The sequence below is a fragment of the Verrucomicrobiota bacterium genome (genome assembly GCA_019247695.1).
In the GTDB taxonomy this organism is placed as follows: domain Bacteria; phylum Verrucomicrobiota; class Verrucomicrobiia; order Chthoniobacterales; family JAFAMB01; genus JAFBAP01.
The window spans coordinates 1-20739 of record JAFBAP010000151.1 but is presented as its reverse complement, the minus strand read 5'-3'; the positions used below and the strand labels follow the sequence as shown (position 1 = coordinate 20739).

Below are 20739 nucleotides of genomic sequence, written 5' to 3'. Positions count from 1 at the left end.
TTTGACGGCTGAACCCGAAAACAGAATTGCCGAATATGCAGTCGGGGCGACCTGTGGTCCCAATCAACTATGAGAAATCTACCTGTAGAGGCGGTGGACGTGCGCGACTACGTCGAGGCAATTTGGGATAAACTAAGCGGTGAGCACCTCTGGACGCTCAATCATCTCTCCGTGACCGACGATTTCGGTTCGCTCACCGACATCGAAAGCTTTATGGCTGCCTACCCCCGCAAACCAAGATCCGCCCGGGCGGTGGCGAAGGCCTACATTGCGCAGGCCCTTGCCGCGCCCGGGATCGTGGCGCTCCTGGACGACTGATACCATTTCGACGGCCATGGAGGTAAAATTTTGTTTTCCTTCCCAGGTGCCCTGCCGGATTGACACCTTTTAAACCGTATAATCGGTCCAGACCCAACGGGCCGGGGGACGGTTTGATGGCCTCCTAAGGCGTCACGCCTGTACGCCCACCTTGATAAACGCCCGCCGCGCCGGGTTGGATTTGCTGAACGGGCGGCAGAACCCGCCAGCAACGCTTTCTGCCGCCCTTTCAGGGCTCGATCGTGATTTGACGGTTACCCAGGGGGTAAAGCCCTGGGCTAAATTCCTTTGGCCCTTCAGGCCATCAAACTGTCTCCCGGCCCATTGGGCCTAAGACCGGTTCAACCAGCTACGGAGCATCTTCCGGCGGCGACACCCCCCTTGAGCCGACATCCTCTACCGAGGTAACTGTCTGAATGGTATGAGAGGTCTTGGGTGATATTTGTTCGGCCGCCCAGGCGGGAAAATGCCGGCTTTTGCATTCAATCGGGCTCCGTTGGCCTCCGCTTCCGCCATCGAATGGTGAATGCCATGCATCCGCGACGAAGGTGCCGCCCGTGAGCACCACGCCCAGCCAGCCGGGAATTTCGCTGTCCCGGAGATTTCCTTCGGTCATTTGTTACCGAACGTAATCCGTTCATGCGTCGCGTGGGTGGCCCGGTCACCTGCGGCCATGCGCACCCGGTTGCTGGTTGCGCCGGCTTCATGCCTGGGTCTCGGGCCGGCGTCAAATGGGATTTGAGCGCCGGGACGGGCTTTGAGTCCTGTTGTCATTGATCCGGAACCGATTTAACTGCAAGAAGGGTGCAAATCGTTTTACGATTAGGCGTAAACTGGCGGCAGTTTCGTTCCCCGTTTTATTCCCATGAGCACTATTGACTACCGGATCGGCAACGATCTGGACCTGAGCGAGGTCATCGAGCTTTATAACGCTTCAACGCTCGGCGAACGCCGTCCAACCACCGATCGGGACCGCATGGCTGCGATGCTCCGGCACGCTAACCTGATCATCACAGCCTGGGATGCAGAAAACCTGATCGGTTTGGCACGCACCCTCACCGACTTCGTCTATGTGGGATATTTGGCGGACCTGGCCGTCCACGCCGGCTACCAGCGTCGTGGCGTCGGAAAGGGACTCATCGCCCGGACCCGTGCCCAGATGGACCCCAGGTCGACCCTGGTTTTGCTCGCTGCACCCAAGGCCGCGGATTATTACCCGCATGTTGGTTTCACCCGGCATGACAGCGCGTGGACGTTGCGAGCATCCGATCCGTTTCCACTACCGAGCGCTTGAAGGCTCACTCCATCGCCCTTCAGTTGGGGTATTCACTGGTGGAATGCAGCATCTAAAGGGAGCACGTTCCCCCGGCACAGGAGTTCGATATCGGAATCTGCCCGTGGAGTCCCCTCGCGGGCGGTTTTCTTTCAGGCAAATACCGGCGAGACAACCAAAACACAGCCGCCGCGGGCCGCCTCAACGTGGTGAAAGACACGGGTAACACCATTCAGACAGTATCTTGGTAGAATGTCGGCCCAGGGGTTGTCGGCGCCGGAGGATGCTCCGTAGCTGGTTAAATCGGTCTTAGGCCGGACGGGCCGGTTCTTAAGCCCAACGGGCTGGTTCTTAGGCCCAACGGGCCGGGAGAACATAGCCCAGGGCTTTACCCCCTGGGTAACCGTCAAATCTCGATCGAGCCCTGAAGGGGCCGCAGAGGGCGTTGCTCACGGTTTCTGCCGCCCCTTCAGCAAATCCAGCCCGGCGGGGCGGGCGTTTGTTAGGATGGGCGTACAGGCGTGACGCCTTAGGAGGGCTGAGTCGGGAGGGAAACCGCCTTCCGAGGGTAACCCCCACGGCCATTTAGTTAAGGGCCCGTGGATGGGGGCGCTTTCGTCCCGGAGGGACGGCTGAAGCGCTGCCCCGGAGGGTGCCGGCTTCCAAGCGGCCAGCCAAACCCGGCGCAACCCTCGACGCCGAAAACCCGAACGGCTCCCCAATCTTTGATGCCCGCCTGCTTATGGCTGTTTCAGGCGCCTGAAAGGGATCAAAAGGCGTTATGGTCGTTATTTGGACACATTTTACCTGCCCATCCAGGTTTGACGAAATGCCCGGGGGGTCTGGTAAAAGACGGCTTTGAACCGGCGATCAAAGTAGCCCTGATCAGAAAAACCGACCTGCTTCGCCACCTCCCCGATAGGCAGCGAGCTCCTTTTCAGCAGGGGGATCGCGTTGGCCAGACGAACGAGGGTAAGATAGCTGACGAACGTCATTCCCGCGACCTTTTTGAACGCCTTCATGAATTGAGGCAGGCTCATCTTGGTCAGCATGGCGCCCTGTTTGAGCGTCATAGGCTCGGCATAGTGGTGAGCCACAAAGTCGAACAGGGGTTTGACTTTCGCCACGCGCTCTTGTTGGCGAATCAGCTCGGAACGGGGAAAATTTACGGCGCGAAAATGCCGGGCCAGATGGTAAAGCATTTCGAGGAGATACACTTTGCAGGCAGCCTGGAAAAAATCGCTACGGTCGAAATACGACCGCAAGAGCTGCGCTACGGCCTGATGCACCTGCGGCAGAACCGGCCCGTCCCGGCGCAACACTCTCGCCCCACCGGCGGGCTGCGCGTAGAAAGGAAGCAAGAACACGTGGTCAAGCGGCGGCAGGCCCGGACCATGCACGAACTCCGGCAGAAAGCTGATAACGATGACCCGCGTGTTCAATCCGGGCGTATCCACCGTCATGTGCAGCTTCAGGTTTTCGACGACTAAGACTTCGCCCGGGGCGAGCTCAACCTGGCGTTTGCCCATCTGCATGCGGGCATCCCCATCCAGCGGCATAAACAACTCGAGCCTCTCGTGCCAACTCAGCCCCGGCGTGAAATCGTGGTGGCGATAATGAAATAACTTGATGATGAACGGGAACTCGCGATCCAACGGTTCGTCATACCGGCCCGTCGGATCTAACCAGATCCGGTGCGGCTCGAACGCCAAACGATTCGCAACCCCATAAAGTTCCTCGGTGTAACTTTTGATCTTCATTAAACTTGAGTTTGACGCATCATGCGCCCGCGCCCAGGACGGTTTGTGCCCGGCACGATCTAACGAAACTCCGTGCCTGGCTGGCAACCAGCTTTTTCGGGTTTGGCGTGGTTTGACGGAATCCCGGAAACCGCCGGGTTCGGGCCGGATTCGCCGGCGGTTGTGAGCGCGTCCACCCTCCGGTGGGCACGGTGATTTTGGCCGGCCTTCAATGAGAGAAAAGTGACCGGACCGTTGGAAATCGTTAAAATATTTTTCGTAATTGATTTGACACCATACAAGCCCGGCCGCATAAAAAACGTTGTACTGACGCGGTTTCTCTCCATCCCCCGCCTATTTACATGGAAACGCGTGAGGCCGGCGCCCTGAGTAAGGCTGCCCGCCAGCGAGAGGTGTTTACGTGAGGGCTTGCCCGGCAAGAGAGGACCAGTCCCATGAGACACCGTTTCCTGCTACCAATGGTCAGGCCGGAGAAGATCCAATCGACCCCTCTTAATCAAGTCTGTCAAGTCTGGCGACGGTTGGGCCCTTTTTCATTATGGATCCCCTGGTCATAGGAGAAAACCTCACCAGATCGTATGGGCCAACCGTCCCGGTTAACTCCGTTTCGTTTGCGATCCGGCGCGGAACCGTCACGGCCCTGCTCGGCGCCAACGGAGCAGGTAAAAGCACGTTGACGCGCCCGATGAGCGGGGGCACCCGGCCGGACCACGGCCGTCTGGTGTTCGATTCGCACCCGGTGTCGTTCCCCGAATACTCGGTCCGAAGGGCGAAGGACCTCGGAAATCGGGTAGTTCACCAGGAGCTCTCGGTGCGCACGAACCTGAATGCGGCAGAGAAATTTTTTCTGGAGTTAAGTGAGCTTTTTCCAGGTGGCCCGTGGCGTCGACAAGCCGGTGTTTTCGTCTTGGTGGTCTTCGGAATGGCCGCGTGGCTTTGCCTCACCGGGGTTAATACCGCGTCGGACGTCAACGCGGCGAGTTCTTACACCTTTCTCAGCGTTGCCGCGGTCGTGATGGGCGGCTGCGATCTCGTTGGCGGCCGAATCGAGCCGGCGGGCGTCGTCTTCGCCGCTGTGACCCTCTCCCTCCTGGGCACCTTGCTGGGCTTTATGCGGCTTAGTTCAGACGATATCGCCCCGGTTCAGGGCTTTCTCCTGATCGGCATCGTGATTTTACGAACCCTCTGGGCGCGCCCGCGATGAGAAAGCTCTTTGAGCAACCGTGGATTTGGGCACTCGTAGGCGTCGTCGTCCTTTGGGTCCTCTTGAGCATCGGCGCCCACCAGGTTGGTCTTGGTAACCTCAGCGGCATCGTGGCTTCTGCCGCCTTGCTTTGCATCGTGGCGATCGGGCAAATGCTGGTGGTGACCACCGGGGACGGGGCCGTGGACCTCTCTATCCCGAGCGTCATCACGCTTTCCGCCTTTGTCACCACCAGCGTTACCGGCGGTCAGGACGCGCGCCTGGTGCTCGGTTTGGTGATCGTGGCTGCACTCGGGGCGTGCGTGGGCGGGGTGAATGCGCTTATCGTTAACCGGCTGCGTATCCCACCGATCATCGCCACGCTGGCGGTGGGGTACATCCTGACCACCGCGACCCTGGTTTTCAACCGGGGCTTCAAAACCTACGCCGTGAGCCCGATGTTGGCGTACGCAGCCAGCGGGCGCGTTTTTGGGGTGCCGATCATCCTCCTGCTCGCGCTGGTTCTGACGTGGGTAACGGCCTGGCTGCTGCACGCGAGCGTTTACGGACGGAAACTTTCGGCCGTCGGCCAGAACCGGCGGGCTGCCCGCTTCGCAGGCGTCCGCGTGGAGGCCACGACCCGGACCGCCTATGTGCTCAGCGGTTTGCTGGCTGCGGCCGGTGGTGCGCTGCTTTCCGGTCGCGTGAGCGGCGCGTTTCTGGAAATGGGCACGCCTTACCTGTTGCAATCCGTTGGTGCCGTCGTCGTGGGCGGATCCTCGATCCTGGGAGGAAGAGGAAGCGCCTTCGGCACGCTCCTCGGCTCCATTTTTCTGGTGATGATCGTCACGACGATGCAGGTGCTGCGCGTGGCCGGCGGTTCCCAGGACATCGTTGAAGGCATGCTTATTATCCTTGTGCTCGCGGTGGCGACCGTCCGGGCACCGGAAACCAAAAAGGCCTAACCTGAAAAGCCGGAAAAACGAGGTGCGCGCAATATGAAAATTGCAGTCTTAGGCGCGGGCGCGATGGGCAGCGTCATCGGCGGTGCGCTGGCAAAAGGTGAAAATGAAGTCGTCCTGATCGACGTCGCTAAAGAAGTCATCGCCGCCATCAACTCCAGGGGCCTCACCGTTCGGGAAAAGGACGGGCATGAAGAAACCATCAAGCTCTTGGCAACGGACCAGCCCGTTGCCGTTGGTCCCGTCGATTTGGTTGTCGTTTTTGTAAAGTGCTACCACACCGAGAGCGCGATCCGGAATGCTGCCCCAATGATCGGGCCGCGGACCGCGGTCTTGTCACTGCAAAATGGCTGGGGTAATGGCCCGATGATCGGGAAAATCGCCGGCTTCGACAAACTGCTGCTTGGAGTCAGCTATCATAGCGCGACGGTCCTCGGGCCTGGTCACGTCCTTCATGCCGGTGTGGGGAATACGTTTATCGGAGAACTTGACGGTACATCCTCAGATCGCCTGGCGCTGATCGCGAACGCGTTTAACGCGGCCGGAATACCCGTTACGCCGACCACATCCGTCTTGAAGGAGATCTGGTCGAAGCTCGCCCTGAACGCCGTGACGCTGCCTACCTCGGCGTCGATCCGCCTCAGTGCGGATCACTTGCTGGCTACCGAGGAGATGGAGCAGTTGATGCAAGCGCTCCTCCGGGAAGCCGTTGCCGTCGCGCAGGCCCAGCAGATCCCGCTTGATTTCAACGAACGCTGGCAGGCCATCGCCGGCCTGCTCGGAAAGCTGGCTCCCGGCACAAAAGGCTCGATGCTCCAGGATGTCGAGCGGCATCGCCGCACGGAGATCGACGTGATCAATGGCGCGATTGTGGAAGCCGGCCGTCGGTTCAGCATTCCGACGCCCTATAATAATGCGATGCTTTGGTTAGTTAAGGGGTTGGAGAATTCCTTTGAAAACTGAGGTTACACCGGGTTGCAAGGGGCATGAGCCGGTCTGTTGGAACCTAACCCAGGGCTTACCCTCGAAATCTGACCTTCCACCCGACCGCCTATGACTACTCAAATCCGTTTCTTTGGCGTGGCTGCCTATGAGTTGATCACCGGCCGGGGCCAGCACATCCTGCTTGATCCCTTTCTGGATGAGAATCCGGGAAGCCCCGTCAAGTCGCAGGATCTCGACCAGGTCGATTTGATCGTCGTGAGCCACGCGGCGGTTGATCACCTCGGAGACACCGAAGCGATCGCGCGCCGGACCGGCGCGCCTGTGATTTGCGGAGGTGAGGTGAAGGCCTATCTCGTCGCCAAGGGAATCCCGGCAGGCCAGATCCGAGCCACCACGTGGGGCATCGCCGTGGAAGTGGCCGGCATCAAAGTCCAGCCGCTCGAGTGCCATCACTGGTCCCAGATCCGGATGCCGGACGGAACCTATGCAAGCGGCGTTCCGATGGCGTTCATCGTCTATGCCGGCCCCGGAGTTCGGTTCTACCATTACGGTGACACGGCGATCTTTTCGGACCTAAGGTTGCAAGCGGAACTCTACCAGCCGACCATCGGGTGCATCGGGATCGCGAATCCACTCGAGATCTTGCACCGGTTTCCCATGCCGGGTAAAATGCTCACGGCTGAGATGAACCCGCGGGAAGGGGCGTTGGCGGCACAGTGGCTCCAACTCAAAACGGTTCTGCCGTGTCACTTCATCAATCCGGACTGCCCGGAAGTGGCAGAATTCCACGAATACCTCGCCGCCGCCGGGCGGAACGGCGCGAGCGTGCCGGAATCCATCGTTCTGAAACCTGGTGACACCATCGAAGTGCCATGAAAGCAGCGATCTTTGATGCTCCCCATCAGATGCACGTCGGTCACTGGAGGAACCCGGAGCTCGGGCCCGACGATGTGCTGATCTCCGTGAAGGCCGCCGGGATTTGCGCCGGCGACCTTTACATCTATACCGGTAAGAATCCGTACACGAAATACCCGATTATCGGCGGCCACGAGATTTGCGGGGTAGTGGCGGGAACCGGTTCAAACGTAACGGGGATGGCTGCGGGCCAGTTGGTAGTGGTGGAACCGTTTTTAAGCTGCGGACGATGCTATGCCTGCCGGGTTGGAAAACCGAACTGCTGCACGAATTTACAGATCATCGGCGTCCATCGGGCGGGCGGCTATGCCGAGGACGTCGTTGTACCCGCAACGCACGTCCACGCGGTGCCGGCCGGCATGTCTCCGCTCCGGGCGTCCTTCGCTGAACCGGTCACGATCGCCATCCATGCGTGCCGGCGCGGCACGGTCAGCGCGGGAGAGTACGTGTTGGTTCTGGGGTGCGGGCCGATCGGGTTGGCGCTGATCGAGGTGGCATTGGCTCGCGGCGCCCGGGTGGTGGCCGTGGACATTATGGAGCCGCGGCTCGAGACCGCCCGGACACTCGGCGCTGAGGTCCTCAAAAGCGATGAGCGTTTGCTCGAGCGCGTGCTTGAACAAACCAACCAGGAAGGAGCGCCCGTGGTCATCGAGGCTACGGGTAATCCAAGGGTCATGGAATCCACGGCGCAATTGGTCGCCGCCGGCGGCCGCATCGTGGTCGTCGGCTTGGTCCCCAAAGGAGTCCAGGTCCAATTCCCGGGACTCGATTTTACGCGCAAAGAGATGACCATCCTCGGTTCTCGCACCGAGACGAATTGCTTTCCCGAAGCCCTTGATCTGCTGGCCGGCGGTAGGCTCCGGTACCCTGAGGTTGCGACCGCCTTCGATCTGTGGTCCGCACCCGAAGTGTTCGGGCATATCGTCCGGACTCCCAACGCCGTGCACAAAGGAGTTTTTGTCAGGAACTGACTTTACATGCGACTCTACACTTTCGAGATCAACGATGAACCCCGGGCAGGAGCGGAACTGCCCCGACAGGGGCGTCTCCTCGACCTTCATGCCGCGGACCCTGCCTTGCCTTCGCGGTTGCTGGAGTTAATCCGAGCCGGTAAACCGGCGTGGAAACACGTTGCGGACCTGCTCAACGTCACTTCCGCTCCAGCGTACGCGTTCGAGGAAGTCAAACTGCTCGCCCCGATTGCCCGGCCCGGAAAAATTCTTTGTTCGGGAATCAATTACCGGTCGCACCAGGAAGAAAACCCGAACGCGACCTTTCCGGAAGAGCCGTTTTTCTTTGCCAAAATGCCGTCCGCCGTGATCGGACCGGGCGCACCCATCCGGCATCCGAAGCGGACCAGGGAGCTGGACTACGAAATCGAGTTCGCCGTCGTGATCGGCCGGCGTATGACCGGTGCGCCGGCCGGCGCGGTGATGGACTGCGTTTTCGGTTACACCATTCTGCACGACGTGTCAGCGCGTGACGTGCAGTTCAAGGACAACCAGATCACGCTGGCGAAAAACTTTGATTCGTTCTGTCCTCTCGGGCCTTGCATCGTCACTGCGGACGAGCTCCCGCACCCTGAAAACGTACGGCTCCGAACCTATCTGAACGGGGAACTCATGCAGGACGGGTCGACCTCCGACTGGGTCTTCAGCCTGCCGGAGTTATTAAGCTTTCTGTCTCACACGATGACCCTCGAACCCGGCGACGTAATCAGTACCGGGACGCCGGCGGGGGTCGGTGTTTTCCGGAAACCGCAGCGGTTCCTGAGGCCGGGAGATGTTGTTCGACTAGAGGCAGAAGGGGTCGGTGTGCTCGAGAACCCTGTCATTGCCGCCTGACTTTAAACCATTCAACATCGCCGGCCGAAAAGGCCAAAACCCGTCATATGAAACGCATCGTCATTCTGATTGTAGCCCTCTTCCCCGGGCTGTTAAAGGCGGAAGATACCGCGCAAAGCACCGCTCCGAAAAAGCCGTGGCGGATAGCGCTGTCAAATTCGTTCTATGGAAACATCTGGCGCCATCAGATGGTGGAGGCCTTTCGCGACGCGGCTGAAAAGGCGAAAGCGGAAGGCTTGATCTCCGAATACACCATTGAGAATGGAGATAACACCGTTAACCAGCAAAACGCCCAGATGAGCGGGATCATCTTAAGGGGCGTCGACGCAATCTGTATCAACGCCGCATCCCCGACGGCGCTCAATGGGGTGATCGGGAAGGCTTGCCAGGCGGGTATCAAGGTGCTGGCGTTCGATTCGATCGCCACCGCCGACTGCGCTTACAAGTTCGACTTCGACATGGTCGGCATCTTCGGCGGGATGGCAGATTACATCGCGGGTACATTGCTTCATGGCAAAGGGGACGTCCTGCTCGTGCGCGGGGTTGAGGGATCCGCACCGGACAAGATCATCTCCGACGCGCAGAAGGACGTCCTGAAGAAGTATCCCGGTATTCGTATCGTTGGGGAGATTTACGGTCAGGCAAGCACTTCCGTTGCCCAATCGGCCGTCGCCAATATCCTGCCGAGCCTGCCGAATGTCGATGCAGTGATCGCTCAAGGCGGCGGCGATGATATTGGTATCGTTCAGGCCTTCGAACAGTCCGGGCGAAAGCTGCCTATCGTTCAAGGTGGCGGCAGCTCCAACTTCCTCAAATGGTGGGGCGAGCAATATAACAAAAACCAGTACCAGACCGTCTCGGCGAATACCGCGCCGGGAATCGGCGGTGCCGCGCTCTGGCTTGCCATTGACATTCTGAATGGTAAAGACGTTCCAAAGGTGATCAAGATGCCCGGTGCGAGCGTAACGGTTGAGAACCTCGCCCAGTATGCCGGCATGCCGCCCGGCCAGATCGTCAGCCCGACTTACACCCAGGAATGGGTGGATCAGAATCTGGTGCAGAAAAAATAGCGCCGCGCGCAACCGGAAAACAGAGCCGCCATGCGCCAGAACCCTGTTGTTCGGGTAGTAACTTCCAACCGAATAGTTAAATCAAGAAATCTCCCCAAGATTCCCCAAGACGATGAACACGAGAATTGAATCCGGCGTCACGAGACGTGACGCCCTCCGCTCCGTAGGAGCGCTGGCTGGAGCCGCCGCGGTTACCGGGTTGACCGGCCCCCGGAAAATCGCTGCCGCTGAGAGCACCGGACAATCCGGGAGCAACGAGGAATACGTGTGGCTGTCGGCAAATGTGAACCTGCCGTTGTTTGTGGCGCACGACCAACCCGCGCTGAGGCTCGTCGGCCAGGAACTTGGCGTTAAGGTCACGATCGCCGGACCGAACAGCGTGGATATCCGCGGGTTAGTCGAGGCGGTTGAACAGACCACGGCTCGCAAGCCTGCCGGCATGATGGTGGTGGGTTGGGACCCGAGTGCCCTGATCCCGGCTATTAACAGCGCGATTGACGCAGGAGTTCCCGTGGTTTGCGTCGATGCCGATGTGCCCAAGAGCAAACGATACGCGTTTATTGGTACCGACTGGTTTGACTTGGGCGTGCGTCAGGGGGAGGCGATGATCAAGGCCCTCAATGGTAAAAAGGGTAAGGTGGCGCTCCTGGGTTTGATCGAGCAGACCATAGACCAGCAGGCGTTTGCCGGCTTCAGGTCGGCAGCGGAAAAGGCCGGACTCACCTGCATGGATCCGCAACAGGATAAGGGGAATCAGGCCGAAGCGGCCCGTGTGGCTGCTGCGATCATCCAGGCCAACCCGGACCTGATCGGTATGGCCGGATTTGACTCCGAAAGTGGCCCGGGCTTCGGCCAGGCCATCAAGGAGGCAGGCAAAGCGGGCCAGATCGTTGCAACCTGCGTTGACGCCGAGGCGCAGCACCTGAGGCTCGTTAAAGAGGGCGTGTTAACGGCTGCCGTGGGACAGAAGCGGGAGTTGTTTACCTACGTCGGAGTAAAGGCGCTTTATGAGCTGCGGCATTCCAAATTAAGTTTTACCAAGGACGATAAGGCGGCCGGCGTTGTACCGATTCCGATTAATTATAATACGGGCACCTACACCGTTACCAAGGAAACCGTGGACCTGTTTCTGAAAACCTGAGGCCGAAGCGAACCGCGAGCCGGCCGTCCTTCTTGACTCGATGCGCGTAACAATAAGCGGCATCAACCTGAAGGTGCTAAGATTTTGGGGGTGCATGGTCGCCTGCGGTTTGCGTTAGAAAGCTGCGCCGCGCCGTATTTTCAACGTGCATCCCGATCGAGGGAGGGCAGCGCTTCGTCGTTGCCCTTCCTGGTGACCGACACTCGGCTATGAATCCTTCTCTTCCGGCAGAGCCTTCACCCGGGCGCCCGCTTCTGGCGATGCGGGGAGTCCGCAAAAGTTTTGATGGTAACGAGGTGCTCAAAGGCGTCGACTTCGACCTTCGGCCCGGCGAGGTACATGCCCTGGTCGGTGAGAACGGAGCTGGGAAAAGCACCCTCATGAATGTCCTGGCCGGCGTACACCAACCGAACGCCGGCACGATCGAATTCGACGGACGCACCGGCATCGTCATTCCCGATGAAAAGTCAGCGCAGCAACTCGGGATCAGCATCGTGTTCCAGGAGCGCAGCCTGTTTGGCCATCTGAGCGTCGCGGAGAACATCTTCGCCGCGCGGCAGCCCAATGTCCTCGGGCATATTCTTCGAAAGGAACTGCAGACCGACGCCAGGCGCAGTCTGGAGCGAATCAAACTCGACGTGGATCCGGGTACGCCGGTCGAAGATCTTTCACCCGCCCAACAGCAGATGGTCGAAGTCGCCAAGGCGTTGTCGCTTGAAGCCAAGGTGATCATCTTCGACGAACCTACCTCATCCCTGACCGGCAAGGAAACCCAGGCGCTCTTCGGGGTTATTCGACAGTTGCGGTCTCAGGGCGTGGGCGTAATCTACATCTCTCACCGGTTGGAAGAAATTTTTCAGATTGCCGATCGGGTCACCGTGCTTAAAGATGGTAAATGGCAGGGTACCACCAGCGTGGCGGAAACGGATACCGGCGACCTCGTCCGGCGTATGGTTGGCAGGGATCTGGAGCTACGGCACAACGATGCCGTCGCTGCACACAATCCGATCTTACTGGAAGTACGCGGCCTTTCCGACCTTCCCAGCCATTCCAAAGCGCTCCTGAAAGACGTTTCGTTCAACGCCCGAGCAGGTGAAATTGTTGGTTTTGCCGGTCTGGCAGGTGCAGGCAGAACCGAACTGGCACTTTCTATCTTCGGGATCCGGCCACGCGGAGGGGGTGAGATTTACGTGAGTGGGCGCCGGGTAACCGTTCGCTCCCCGGCCGAAGCGATCGCGGCCGGGATCGGTTACGCGTATGAAGATCGAAAAGAAGGGGGACTCTTTCTGGATATGAGTGTCGCCCATAATATCGCGGCGGCAAAATTGAAGAGGTTTGGCACCTGGTGGTTAAGTGAAGGCAGGCAATCCGCGGTCGCCGCAGAATTGCAGGAATCCCTTCGCATCGCCTGCAGGAATACCAGCCAGTCGGTACAAAGCCTTAGCGGCGGTAATCAACAGAAGGTGGTCCTGGCCAAGTGGCTGCTCGCAAACCCCAAGGTCTTGATTGTAGACGAACCTACGCGAGGCGTGGACGTGGGCGCCAAAGCGGAAGTGCATAACCTGCTCTACCGGTTGTCACGCGGAGGCGCCGCCGTGATCGTGATCTCGTCCGATCTGCCCGAAATCCTGGCCGTTTCCGATCGCATCTATATAATGCGCGAAGGGCGGATTACCGGGGAATTGAACCGGACCGAAGCAACCGAAGAGAACGTGATGCGGCTGGCTTCACTGACCTTGCCAACTCCCGTATGAACGAGTTACCTGCGACCACCGTCCCGACCTCAGCCGGGATCGGCAGGCACAACCGGCTGCGATTTCCGGCTTTTCCTCGGGAATTGGCCTTGGCCGTGGTCACGCTCGGCACCGTCATCGGCTGCTCTGTCCTCTACCCGGCCTCGTTCGCAAACTTCAGCAACTTTGCCGCCATCGTTCGGAACCTGGCCTTTGAGGGAATCCTTGCGATCGGGATGATGTTGATGTTGATCGGTGGGAGCTTCGACCTGTCCGTCGGCGCAATGGCCTCAATGATCGGCGTCATTACGGGCGCACTCATGAAAGACCTGAACTGGCCGGTGCCCTTGGCCGTTCTGGCGGGATTGTTGACGGCGATATCAGGCGGCCTGCTGAACGGCTTTATCGTCGCCAAAGTTCGCGTTAATGCGTTGATCACGACACTCGGGACCATGGGAATTTTCCAGGGGCTCGCCCTGTTGATCGGTGGCCCGGGAATTACCTACCTGCCGGAGTCGTTTTCACGTTTCGGGCAATCGCAATTCCTTGGGCTCCAGGCACCGGTCTGGGTGCTCGTTGCGCTCGCAATCATCGCCCATTACGCGATGGCGCATACGCGCTTCTTTCGACAGTTTTACTACATCGGCAGCAATCCGAAAGCTGCGCACCTGTCGGGAATTAACGTGGAAAGACTCCAGATCGTTTCGTTCATGGTCATGGGTTTCCTGGCTGGACTCGCCGGCATCCTCTACGCTTCCCGTATCGCCACGGCGACCTCGACCGTCGGTGTAGGCGCCGAGCTCCAGGCGATCACGGCCGTCATCCTCGGCGGCGCTAGCCTCTCCGGAGGTCGCGGAACGATCTGGGGCGCCATGATCGGCGTCTTCTTCATGGGCCTGATGAAGAATGTGCTTATCATCGCGCGTTTCTCGTCGGAGTGGCAGGGGATTGTGCTCGGCGCGGTGCTGGTTGCTGCGGTTGCCCTCGATTCGCTCATGAACCGGAAGCGCATCGGGTAGATCCAAAGCCGGGGAACTCCTGGGCGGTATTCCTATTTTGGCCAGAAATGTACCAGGATAGGCACAAGCAAGGCCGTCGTTAACCCGTTCAAGGCAACTGCCAGGCCTGCAAAGGCACCGGCGGTTTCATGGAGGGAGATAGCGCGCGCAGCACCGATACCGCTGCCGGCCGTTCCGGCCGCCAATCCCAGGGGCCGCCAATCTTTAACTTTAACCAAGTCTAAAAGGAACTCCAAGGAAACCGCCGCCAGAATCCCACTCGCAATGGCCAGAACTGCGCTCAACGACGGGATACCGCCAACGCTCTGCGACACGCCGATGGCAATCGGGGTCGTCGCCGCCTTGGGAGCCATCGAGACCGCTACCGCCCGGCTGCCCCCGAAGAGTTCGACCAGTTCAATGCCCGAGACTGCGGACACGAGTGAGCCGATCATGATGCCTACCAGCACGGCAACCCGCATGCCTCTCAATCGCTCGAGGTTGTGAATGATAGGGATCGCCAGCGCCACCGTTGCGGGCCCGAGCATAAAGTGAATGAACTGTGCACCGCCGAAATAAACTTCATAAGAGGTCCCGGTCAGGTGGAGAAATCCGCCGATGAGCAGGATAGCAATCAGCACCGGGTTGACGATCGGGTTTCCTCGGCAGAGCCGCTGCAGCCGGCGGCCAAACTCATAGCTGCCCAAAGTCAAGCCGATCGAGAAAATCGGGGTGGCGATGATCTGCTGCCAAACGGCCCAGGAACTATCCCCCGCCATGCTTTGCTGCGCTAAATGCATCATTTCTCGGCCGATGCCTCCTGCGGATTCGCCCGGCGCTGGAGCCGTGATCGCATAAAGTTTACCGTGCAGGCCGTTGCCAGGAGGGACAAGCAGGTCGAGCCGATCAACGCCACGCAAATCGGCATCCACTGCTGGCGAATCAACCCGATGTTTGCGACCACGCCAACGCCGGCAGGCACAAAGAACAGCCCGAGATTCTGCAGCAGAATACGCGCGGACGCGGCCAGACTTTCAGGAATGGCTGACGGCCGTCGGATCAGAATCAAAGTCAGCAGAACCATGCCCGTGACCGGTCCCGGCATGGGCACCCAAAATACCCGGTGAAGAATTTCCCCGGCGAGTTGACAAGCAAAAAGCAGAAGAAGAGCCACCGACATGATCGCACGCGGCCACCCGGTCTGCCTTTCGGAACTTCCGGGTCTATCGGCGTACACCCACCTTGGGGTCGGTGGGTCAGGCGATAGCGGATAGACCGGCCCTTAACCAAAGGGCAGTGGAGTAAAGCCCGGGGCCAAGATCCAATACCATTTCGACAGGCACGGGGGGTAAAATTTTGTCTTTCTTCCCAGGTGTCCTGCCAGCTTTAAACCTATCAGACCGTATAAACGATCCAAGCCCAAACCGTCTCCCGGCCCGTTGGGCCTACGACCTATTCAACCAGGTACGGAGCATCCTCCGGTCGCCGCCCCTTCACGGAACGCCTTCCTCTACCGATCGAGGCGTGCCGGAAAGGTTTCCCAGGACACAGAGCGGCGGATTGCGCGCCGTGCCCGCGTCGGACGCTCCAGGTACCACGGCACGGTGATTATCAATACCCGCGGATGGCCGTTGAACAAAAGCAACGTCCTCAAGATGGCCGCGCGCTGGTTGTTCAGGAAACTGACGTACCAACGATCAACCAGTTCCGGCACGACCACCGCAATCAGGCGGCCCGGGTTGTCACGTTCGAGTTGCCAGACGTGTTCTAAAATAAGGCTGACCACGCGCCGGTAAGGTGATTTCAACAGCACGAGTTTCGGCGGGGGTAGCTTCGCTTCACTGATCGACTGCCGGGCCGCCTGACCCCAGTCCTTTGCTAATTCACCCACATTGTCTTCCCGCTCGACGTGGAGTACCTCCACCTCGGGCGTTAAGGTGTAGGCTGCCTGCAGCGCCTTTTGCGCCACGCAATCCCAGCTGTCGACAAACACCACCGCAATCGGTGGCTCCGAAGGCTGTAAGCTGACGTGCGGGGCGCGCTCAATTTCCCGAGCGATCCTCGCGGAATGCTTCTTGATCGCCAGCATCACCGCGTAGATGCAAGGTAGAACAATGACCACCAGCCACGCGCCTTCAGTAAATTTCGCGATCACGATAATCACCAACGCAGCCCCGGTGGAGAAGGCGCCTAATCCATTGATGAATGCGCTCACGGGCGACCGTTTCTCCCCCTTGAGCCCGTGTCGGATCATGCCGGCCTGCGACAGGGTAAAGGTCCCAAATGCGCCAACCGCAAATAATGGGATCAGCCGGTCGGTTACCCCGTTGAAAATCATCAGCAGAACGGCAGTCACCGCAGCCAGTACGCAGATACCCTGGGTGAACACCAGCCGGCGGCCCCTTAGGCTAAACGAATAAGGCAAAAAGCCGTCGTGGGCCAGCCGCTGGCACAGGCGTGGGAAATCGGCGAAAGAGGTATTGGACGACAGGCTCAGGACTGCGAGGATTGATGCGATCGTCACGTAATAAAGAGGACCTCGCCCCCAGATGGCCGCAGTCACGAGGGAGAGTAGGCTCTGGTAACCCGGTTTTCCCGGATCAGTGGCGACGATGTGGTAGAAGGGCAGTATAAAAGCTACCCCCAACAGCAGGAAAGCCAGGATGGCCACGATCAGGGTCAGGCAACGTCGGGCGGTGTCGATGACAGGTTCCTTAAAGGCCTGAATGCCGTTGCTGACGGCTTCAACCCCGGTCATGGCTGTGCATCCTGCCGCGAACGCGCGCAGGAGCAACCACCAGGTGACCTGCTCTTGCGGTTCGGGTGCCGGCGCCGGCGGGCTCACCGCCTGCGGGTGGCCGCCGGCCAAAACAATCTTGATCACGCCGTTTACCACCACCGCCCCTAGACACAGAACGAAAAGTGCCGTGGGCGGCAGAAAGACCCGGGCCGACTCACGAACCCCGCGCAGATTGATGTAGGTCAGCAGCGCCAGCAGCAAAAGGCAAATCCACAGCGCATACGGTTGCAAGACGGGCAGCGCGGAGATCAGCGCATTCACTCCCGACGAAATTCCCACCGCCGTGTTCAAGGCATAGTCAATCATCAAGGCGACGGCGGCCATCAGTCCGGCATGTTCGCCCAGGTTCTCTTTAGCTACCGTGTACGAACCGGCCCCGGTGGGGTAAGCGGCGATCGTCTGCCGGTAACTGAAATACACGATGGCCAGCAACACCACGATGAGGCCGAGAATGGGCAGGCTGAACCCGAGGCCCGCCATTCCGAGCGGGATCAGCACGGTCAGGGCAGCTTCCGGGCCGTAGGCGGCCGAACCCAGCCCGTCCAGGCCGAACACAGCGACCCCGGCAGCGGCACCGACTCGTTCCTCTTTGTCTTCAGCAGAGGCCAGGTGACGGCCCAAAAGAGCATCCAGAATGGCCATAAGTCAAAAAGAGAAGCGCCAACCGTCGGCCGCTCACGCGCATAAGCGTTGCCGAGGAGCGCTAATTGTTTTCTTCGCAAGCGGCAGCAGCGGTGTTCGACCACGAAACCTTAGTTCTTGGACTGCGTTCATCACCCTACAATCGCCTGGGACAACGCGCCGGATTGCTCTCGATGTGCGGTCTCCTTCGTTGCCGGCCCCGTGATGGGTCGCGCCGGGCCGATTTGTCTCGCGCATTGCGAAAACGTCACCCCTAACCGAGCTTTAGCCATGTCCAATGGTCCTGTTGAACCGTTCGTGTGGGGGGCCGCCACGGCCAGTTACCAGATCGAAGGCGCGGCAGCCGAGGGGGGACGTGCACCGTCCATCTGGGATGCCTTTGCCCGCACCCCGAACAAAGTTGAGCGCTCGGAGACGGGCGATGTGGCTTGCGACCATTATCACCGTTTTAAAGAGGACGTCGCCTTGATGCGTGATCTGCGGATCCAAGCCTACCGTTTTTCGATTTCCTGGTCACGGGTGCTGCCCGAAGGGCGCGGCCGGCAGAATGCCGCCGGCTTTGACTTTTATGACCGTCTCGTCGATGAGCTCCTCGCCGCAGGCATCACACCCTTTGCGACGCTCTTCCATTGGGACCTGCCCCAGGCACTGCAGGAACGGGGTGGTTTTACCAGCCGCGACGTGGCCGGATGGTTCAGCGATTATGCCGTGCAAACGGCCGATCGCCTGGGTGACCGCATCAGAAACTGGATTCTGCTCAACGAACCCTCCGTTTATGCCTGCCTCGGGCACGCCCTCGGTATCCACGCGCCGGGCGTAACCGATTTGCGGGCCTTTCTGGCGGTGACGCACCATCTCAACCTGGCGCAAGGGCTCGCTCTGCAAGGGCTGCGATCCACGGATTCCGCATGGCGGCTAGGGACCACGATGACGATCCAGCGCGCCCTGCCCGCAGACGCTTCAAAGGCTTCCGCGACGATGGCTGAGCGGCATAATGATCTCTGGAACGGCTGCTTTCTCGAACCGCTGTTCCTGGGGACCTACCCGGATCGCGTCCGCGCGGAATTTGAGCCATTTATCCGTCCAGGGGACCTGCAATCGATTCGACAACCGGTCGACTTCCTGGGTGTTAACCACTACTGTCGCATGTATCTCCGGGCTAGACCGGACGCCGTCCTGGGCTATGAGCACGTCTCGCCGCCGGCGCACGTGCCCAAAACCAGCTTTGACTGGGAAATCAACCCTCAGGAGTTTCGGGATATTCTCCTTTGGCTCCACGACGCCTATCCCTGTCCGCCGATCTACATCACTGAAAATGGCGCTTACTTTGAAGACACGTCGTCCGAAGACGGCAAAGTTCATGATAACCGGCGCATTGAATTCCTCGACAGCTACATTCATGCGATGCTGGAAGCCCTCAGCCGGGGAGTGGATATCCGGGGTTACTTTGTCTGGTCGCTGATGGATAATTTCGAGTGGGCTTGCGGCTACCGGCCCACCTTCGGCATCATCAAGGTGGACTTCGCCACCCAGCGCCGGATCCCCAAGGATTCTTACTATTGGTACCGGGATTTCATCCAGCGGCACCGGGACGTGGCTCGCTCCGGCGGCGGTGGCGATTGAGCGTTTTTGAGGTTAATCAGGGCCGTCAGGACACCTGGAGGGGCTTGTCGCGGTGCCGGTTGGCGCCTCTGCACACCCGAGACGCCGTACCGATTTGCTGCCGGCTTCGTCATGTGACCACGACCGGTTGACCCCCATCGTGCGAAGTGGGTTGTGCGCGCGCCGCCGCGGTCAGGACTTTGAGGCCCGTGCCCATCCCAAGATGGCATGTGGAAACCAGGAAGCTCGCCGGCCGTCCGCGGCCTGGGTTCAGTCCCTTTTGCATCCATGAAAGTAATCCATCCTGTCGGCTTATTATTGATCGGTGTCCTCCTGCTGGTTTTTGGAGGCTGCGCTTCCGTCAGCGTCACGTCCGAGCGGTCTGACCAGACCCGGGCACCGCATCGCTGTCCTACCGTGCTTTACGTTAAAGACTTTGGTTTTCCATCGCAGGCTTCAATCCGGGCCGACCGGCAAGGCGCACAGTTGGTGGCGTTTGAGCAGGGGATCCAAACCAGGATGCGTACCCAAACGGTGCGCGCTCTGGGCCGGTACGGCCTGCCGGTTGTGCCCGTCACAGCTCCGGTCGAACTGAATAAGCTGCGCCGCCGCCAGCCGGGATGGTTGATCGCCGGGCAATTTACACGCGTCAACCAAGGCAGCCGCGCACTCCGGATCGCGCTCGGTTTCGGGGCCGGTGGCACCAAAATGGAAACCGCCGTCCAAGTGTATGATTTAGCAGAGCGCCGGCGGGAGAGGCCGTTGTTTTCCTTTTCTTCCTCGGGCGGCAGCAATGCCGAACCGGGTGTGATCACGTCCGTGGGCCCGCTGGCGCCCACGACCGTACCTGCCGCCGTGATCGCGATTGCGGGTAAAGCGGGGCACGGCGTTTCTGAGGACGAGAAGCGTACGGCGCGCGTCATCGCCGCGAAGGTATCTGAAGAGCTGTCGTCACGCGGTTGCCTGCCCCCGGAACACAAGCCCGGGAAAGCCAAGCGGCCAGGCGATCTATAAGCATCGTTTGACATCCTCCCCGGCCTCAAGGCCGAGGATTCCTTGCTATGTCACATTGCTGCGCATTCTTACAAGGTGGTTCCTGGTTCAACGAACCGTGCCCCTCACGAGAGCGGGTCTTACAGGTTATCCACAGGCGTTTAGCGATCCCCGGTGCCCCCGGGTACGTGGAAAGCGTTTCAGAGTTTTCCGTCTTGATCCTTCTGCGTTTTGCCCGCCGCAAGGTTTCCTGGGCGGAACCGGCAACGCCGAGTCTTCAAAGAACCGCTTCCAGTCTATCGCAAAGGCGCGACCCCTGCCAGAAAGCAAATTGCCAGTAAACCCAAAAACCCTCGACCCTCGACCCCGCCCTAAAGGGCTGAGCATTACCCACATTTTTTGAGAGCAGCGCGGGGACAGCCGTGACCGTCTTTCGGCCCGAAGGGCCAAGAGAACATAGCCCAGCGTTTACCCCTCGACCTGACCCGCAATTCTGCCACCGTCAAGCAAGACCCGGCACGCGCCACGCATCCGCGCGTCTCTCTATACCATTCCGCCGG

The 20739-nt window shown here is 59.7% G+C and carries 19 protein-coding genes; 14 read left to right on the top strand and 5 right to left on the bottom strand.

The window, feature by feature from the left end; all coding sequences use genetic code 11:
- Nucleotides 1-69: 69 nt before the first annotated feature.
- The gene (locus JO015_17310) at nt 70-318 is read left to right on the top strand and encodes a hypothetical protein (protein MBW0000857.1); all 249 of its coding nucleotides are present in this window, start codon (nt 70-72) and stop codon (nt 316-318) included.
- 349 nt (nt 319-667) lie between these two features.
- On the opposite strand, the gene JO015_17305 is transcribed toward JO015_17310, so the two are convergent.
- Nucleotides 668-934: a hypothetical protein gene (locus JO015_17305; protein ID MBW0000856.1), complete on the bottom strand. Its 267-nt coding sequence runs from the start codon at nt 932-934 to the stop codon at nt 668-670.
- Between the two features lie 249 nt (nt 935-1183).
- On the opposite strand from JO015_17305, the gene JO015_17300 reads away from it, so the two are divergent.
- A complete protein-coding gene (locus JO015_17300) occupies nt 1184-1612 on the top strand; it encodes a GNAT family N-acetyltransferase (protein MBW0000855.1) in 429 nt (142 codons plus the stop codon).
- 782 nt (nt 1613-2394) lie between these two features.
- Here JO015_17300 and JO015_17295 read toward each other — a convergent pair.
- On the bottom strand, nt 2395-3351 hold the full coding sequence (locus JO015_17295) for a helix-turn-helix domain-containing protein (GenBank protein MBW0000854.1): 957 nt from the start codon (nt 3349-3351) through the stop codon (nt 2395-2397).
- Between the two features lie 538 nt (nt 3352-3889).
- Between JO015_17295 and JO015_17290 the strand changes: the two genes are divergently transcribed.
- The 10 genes from JO015_17290 to JO015_17245 all read left to right on the top strand — a co-directional run bounded on the left by JO015_17290 (nt 3890) and on the right by JO015_17245 (nt 14163).
- The gene (locus tag JO015_17290) at nt 3890-4555 is read left to right on the top strand and encodes an ATP-binding cassette domain-containing protein (GenBank protein MBW0000853.1); all 666 of its coding nucleotides are present in this window, start codon (nt 3890-3892) and stop codon (nt 4553-4555) included.
- Nucleotides 4552-5499 (top strand): ABC transporter permease, encoded by a 948-nt coding sequence (locus JO015_17285; GenBank protein ID MBW0000852.1) that lies wholly within the window; start codon nt 4552-4554, stop codon nt 5497-5499. Before JO015_17290 ends, JO015_17285 begins: the two co-directional genes overlap by 4 nt.
- Before the next feature lie 33 nt (nt 5500-5532).
- On the top strand, nt 5533-6459 hold the full coding sequence (locus JO015_17280; protein MBW0000851.1) for a 2-dehydropantoate 2-reductase: 927 nt from the start codon (nt 5533-5535) through the stop codon (nt 6457-6459).
- Nucleotides 6460-6549: 90 nt separating this feature from the next.
- The gene (locus tag JO015_17275) at nt 6550-7317 is read left to right on the top strand and encodes an MBL fold metallo-hydrolase (GenBank protein ID MBW0000850.1); all 768 of its coding nucleotides are present in this window, start codon (nt 6550-6552) and stop codon (nt 7315-7317) included.
- Nucleotides 7314-8327 carry an alcohol dehydrogenase catalytic domain-containing protein gene (locus tag JO015_17270; GenBank protein MBW0000849.1) on the top strand — a complete coding sequence of 338 codons (1014 nt, stop codon included), beginning with the start codon at nt 7314-7316 and terminating at the stop codon, nt 8325-8327. Before JO015_17275 ends, JO015_17270 begins: the two co-directional genes overlap by 4 nt.
- A gap of 6 nt (nt 8328-8333) precedes the next feature.
- Entirely contained in the window at nt 8334-9200 is an 867-nt protein-coding gene (locus tag JO015_17265; protein MBW0000848.1) for a fumarylacetoacetate hydrolase family protein, read from the top strand.
- A 47-nt stretch (nt 9201-9247) separates the two neighbouring features.
- On the top strand, nt 9248-10270 hold the full coding sequence (locus tag JO015_17260) for an ABC transporter substrate-binding protein (protein MBW0000847.1): 1023 nt from the start codon (nt 9248-9250) through the stop codon (nt 10268-10270).
- A 112-nt stretch (nt 10271-10382) separates the two neighbouring features.
- A complete protein-coding gene (locus tag JO015_17255) occupies nt 10383-11411 on the top strand; it encodes a substrate-binding domain-containing protein (protein ID MBW0000846.1) in 1029 nt (342 codons plus the stop codon).
- Nucleotides 11412-11620: 209 nt separating this feature from the next.
- Nucleotides 11621-13165, top strand: a complete 1545-nt coding sequence (locus tag JO015_17250; protein MBW0000845.1) for a sugar ABC transporter ATP-binding protein — start codon at nt 11621-11623, stop codon at nt 13163-13165.
- Nucleotides 13162-14163, top strand: a complete 1002-nt coding sequence (locus tag JO015_17245) for an ABC transporter permease (GenBank protein ID MBW0000844.1) — start codon at nt 13162-13164, stop codon at nt 14161-14163. The genes JO015_17250 and JO015_17245 overlap by 4 nt, the downstream gene beginning before the upstream one ends.
- A gap of 32 nt (nt 14164-14195) precedes the next feature.
- Here JO015_17245 and JO015_17240 read toward each other — a convergent pair whose 3' ends face one another.
- The 3 genes from JO015_17240 to JO015_17230 form a co-directional block, all read right to left on the bottom strand.
- Nucleotides 14196-14921 carry an LrgB family protein gene (locus JO015_17240; protein MBW0000843.1) on the bottom strand — a complete coding sequence of 242 codons (726 nt, stop codon included), beginning with the start codon at nt 14919-14921 and terminating at the stop codon, nt 14196-14198.
- Between the two features lie 20 nt (nt 14922-14941).
- Nucleotides 14942-15322 carry a CidA/LrgA family protein gene (locus tag JO015_17235; GenBank protein ID MBW0000842.1) on the bottom strand — a complete coding sequence of 127 codons (381 nt, stop codon included), beginning with the start codon at nt 15320-15322 and terminating at the stop codon, nt 14942-14944.
- A 330-nt stretch (nt 15323-15652) separates the two neighbouring features.
- The gene (locus JO015_17230; GenBank protein MBW0000841.1) at nt 15653-17584 is read right to left on the bottom strand and encodes an APC family permease; all 1932 of its coding nucleotides are present in this window, start codon (nt 17582-17584) and stop codon (nt 15653-15655) included.
- 270 nt (nt 17585-17854) lie between these two features.
- Here JO015_17230 and JO015_17225 point away from each other — a divergent pair, with 270 nt between their 5' ends.
- A complete protein-coding gene (locus tag JO015_17225) occupies nt 17855-19207 on the top strand; it encodes a beta-glucosidase (protein ID MBW0000840.1) in 1353 nt (450 codons plus the stop codon).
- Between the two features lie 267 nt (nt 19208-19474).
- A complete protein-coding gene (locus tag JO015_17220) occupies nt 19475-20200 on the top strand; it encodes a DUF4410 domain-containing protein (protein ID MBW0000839.1) in 726 nt (241 codons plus the stop codon).
- Nucleotides 20201-20739: the final 539 nt, after the last annotated feature.

Coding starts and splice junctions, on each gene's coding strand:
- JO015_17310 (MBW0000857.1), top strand. CDS start 70: ATGAGAAATCTACCTGTAGAGGCGGTGGACGTGCGCGACTACGTCGAG.
- JO015_17305 (MBW0000856.1), bottom strand. CDS start 934: ATGACCGAAGGAAATCTCCGGGACAGCGAAATTCCCGGCTGGCTGGGC.
- JO015_17300 (MBW0000855.1), top strand. CDS start 1,184: ATGAGCACTATTGACTACCGGATCGGCAACGATCTGGACCTGAGCGAG.
- JO015_17295 (MBW0000854.1), bottom strand. CDS start 3,351: ATGAAGATCAAAAGTTACACCGAGGAACTTTATGGGGTTGCGAATCGT.
- JO015_17290 (MBW0000853.1), top strand. CDS start 3,890: ATGGATCCCCTGGTCATAGGAGAAAACCTCACCAGATCGTATGGGCCA.
- JO015_17285 (MBW0000852.1), top strand. CDS start 4,552: ATGAGAAAGCTCTTTGAGCAACCGTGGATTTGGGCACTCGTAGGCGTC.
- JO015_17280 (MBW0000851.1), top strand. CDS start 5,533: ATGAAAATTGCAGTCTTAGGCGCGGGCGCGATGGGCAGCGTCATCGGC.
- JO015_17275 (MBW0000850.1), top strand. CDS start 6,550: ATGACTACTCAAATCCGTTTCTTTGGCGTGGCTGCCTATGAGTTGATC.
- JO015_17270 (MBW0000849.1), top strand. CDS start 7,314: ATGAAAGCAGCGATCTTTGATGCTCCCCATCAGATGCACGTCGGTCAC.
- JO015_17265 (MBW0000848.1), top strand. CDS start 8,334: ATGCGACTCTACACTTTCGAGATCAACGATGAACCCCGGGCAGGAGCG.
- JO015_17260 (MBW0000847.1), top strand. CDS start 9,248: ATGAAACGCATCGTCATTCTGATTGTAGCCCTCTTCCCCGGGCTGTTA.
- JO015_17255 (MBW0000846.1), top strand. CDS start 10,383: ATGAACACGAGAATTGAATCCGGCGTCACGAGACGTGACGCCCTCCGC.
- JO015_17250 (MBW0000845.1), top strand. CDS start 11,621: ATGAATCCTTCTCTTCCGGCAGAGCCTTCACCCGGGCGCCCGCTTCTG.
- JO015_17245 (MBW0000844.1), top strand. CDS start 13,162: ATGAACGAGTTACCTGCGACCACCGTCCCGACCTCAGCCGGGATCGGC.
- JO015_17240 (MBW0000843.1), bottom strand. CDS start 14,921: ATGGCGGGGGATAGTTCCTGGGCCGTTTGGCAGCAGATCATCGCCACC.
- JO015_17235 (MBW0000842.1), bottom strand. CDS start 15,322: ATGTCGGTGGCTCTTCTTCTGCTTTTTGCTTGTCAACTCGCCGGGGAA.
- JO015_17230 (MBW0000841.1), bottom strand. CDS start 17,584: ATGGCCATTCTGGATGCTCTTTTGGGCCGTCACCTGGCCTCTGCTGAA.
- JO015_17225 (MBW0000840.1), top strand. CDS start 17,855: ATGTCCAATGGTCCTGTTGAACCGTTCGTGTGGGGGGCCGCCACGGCC.
- JO015_17220 (MBW0000839.1), top strand. CDS start 19,475: ATGAAAGTAATCCATCCTGTCGGCTTATTATTGATCGGTGTCCTCCTG.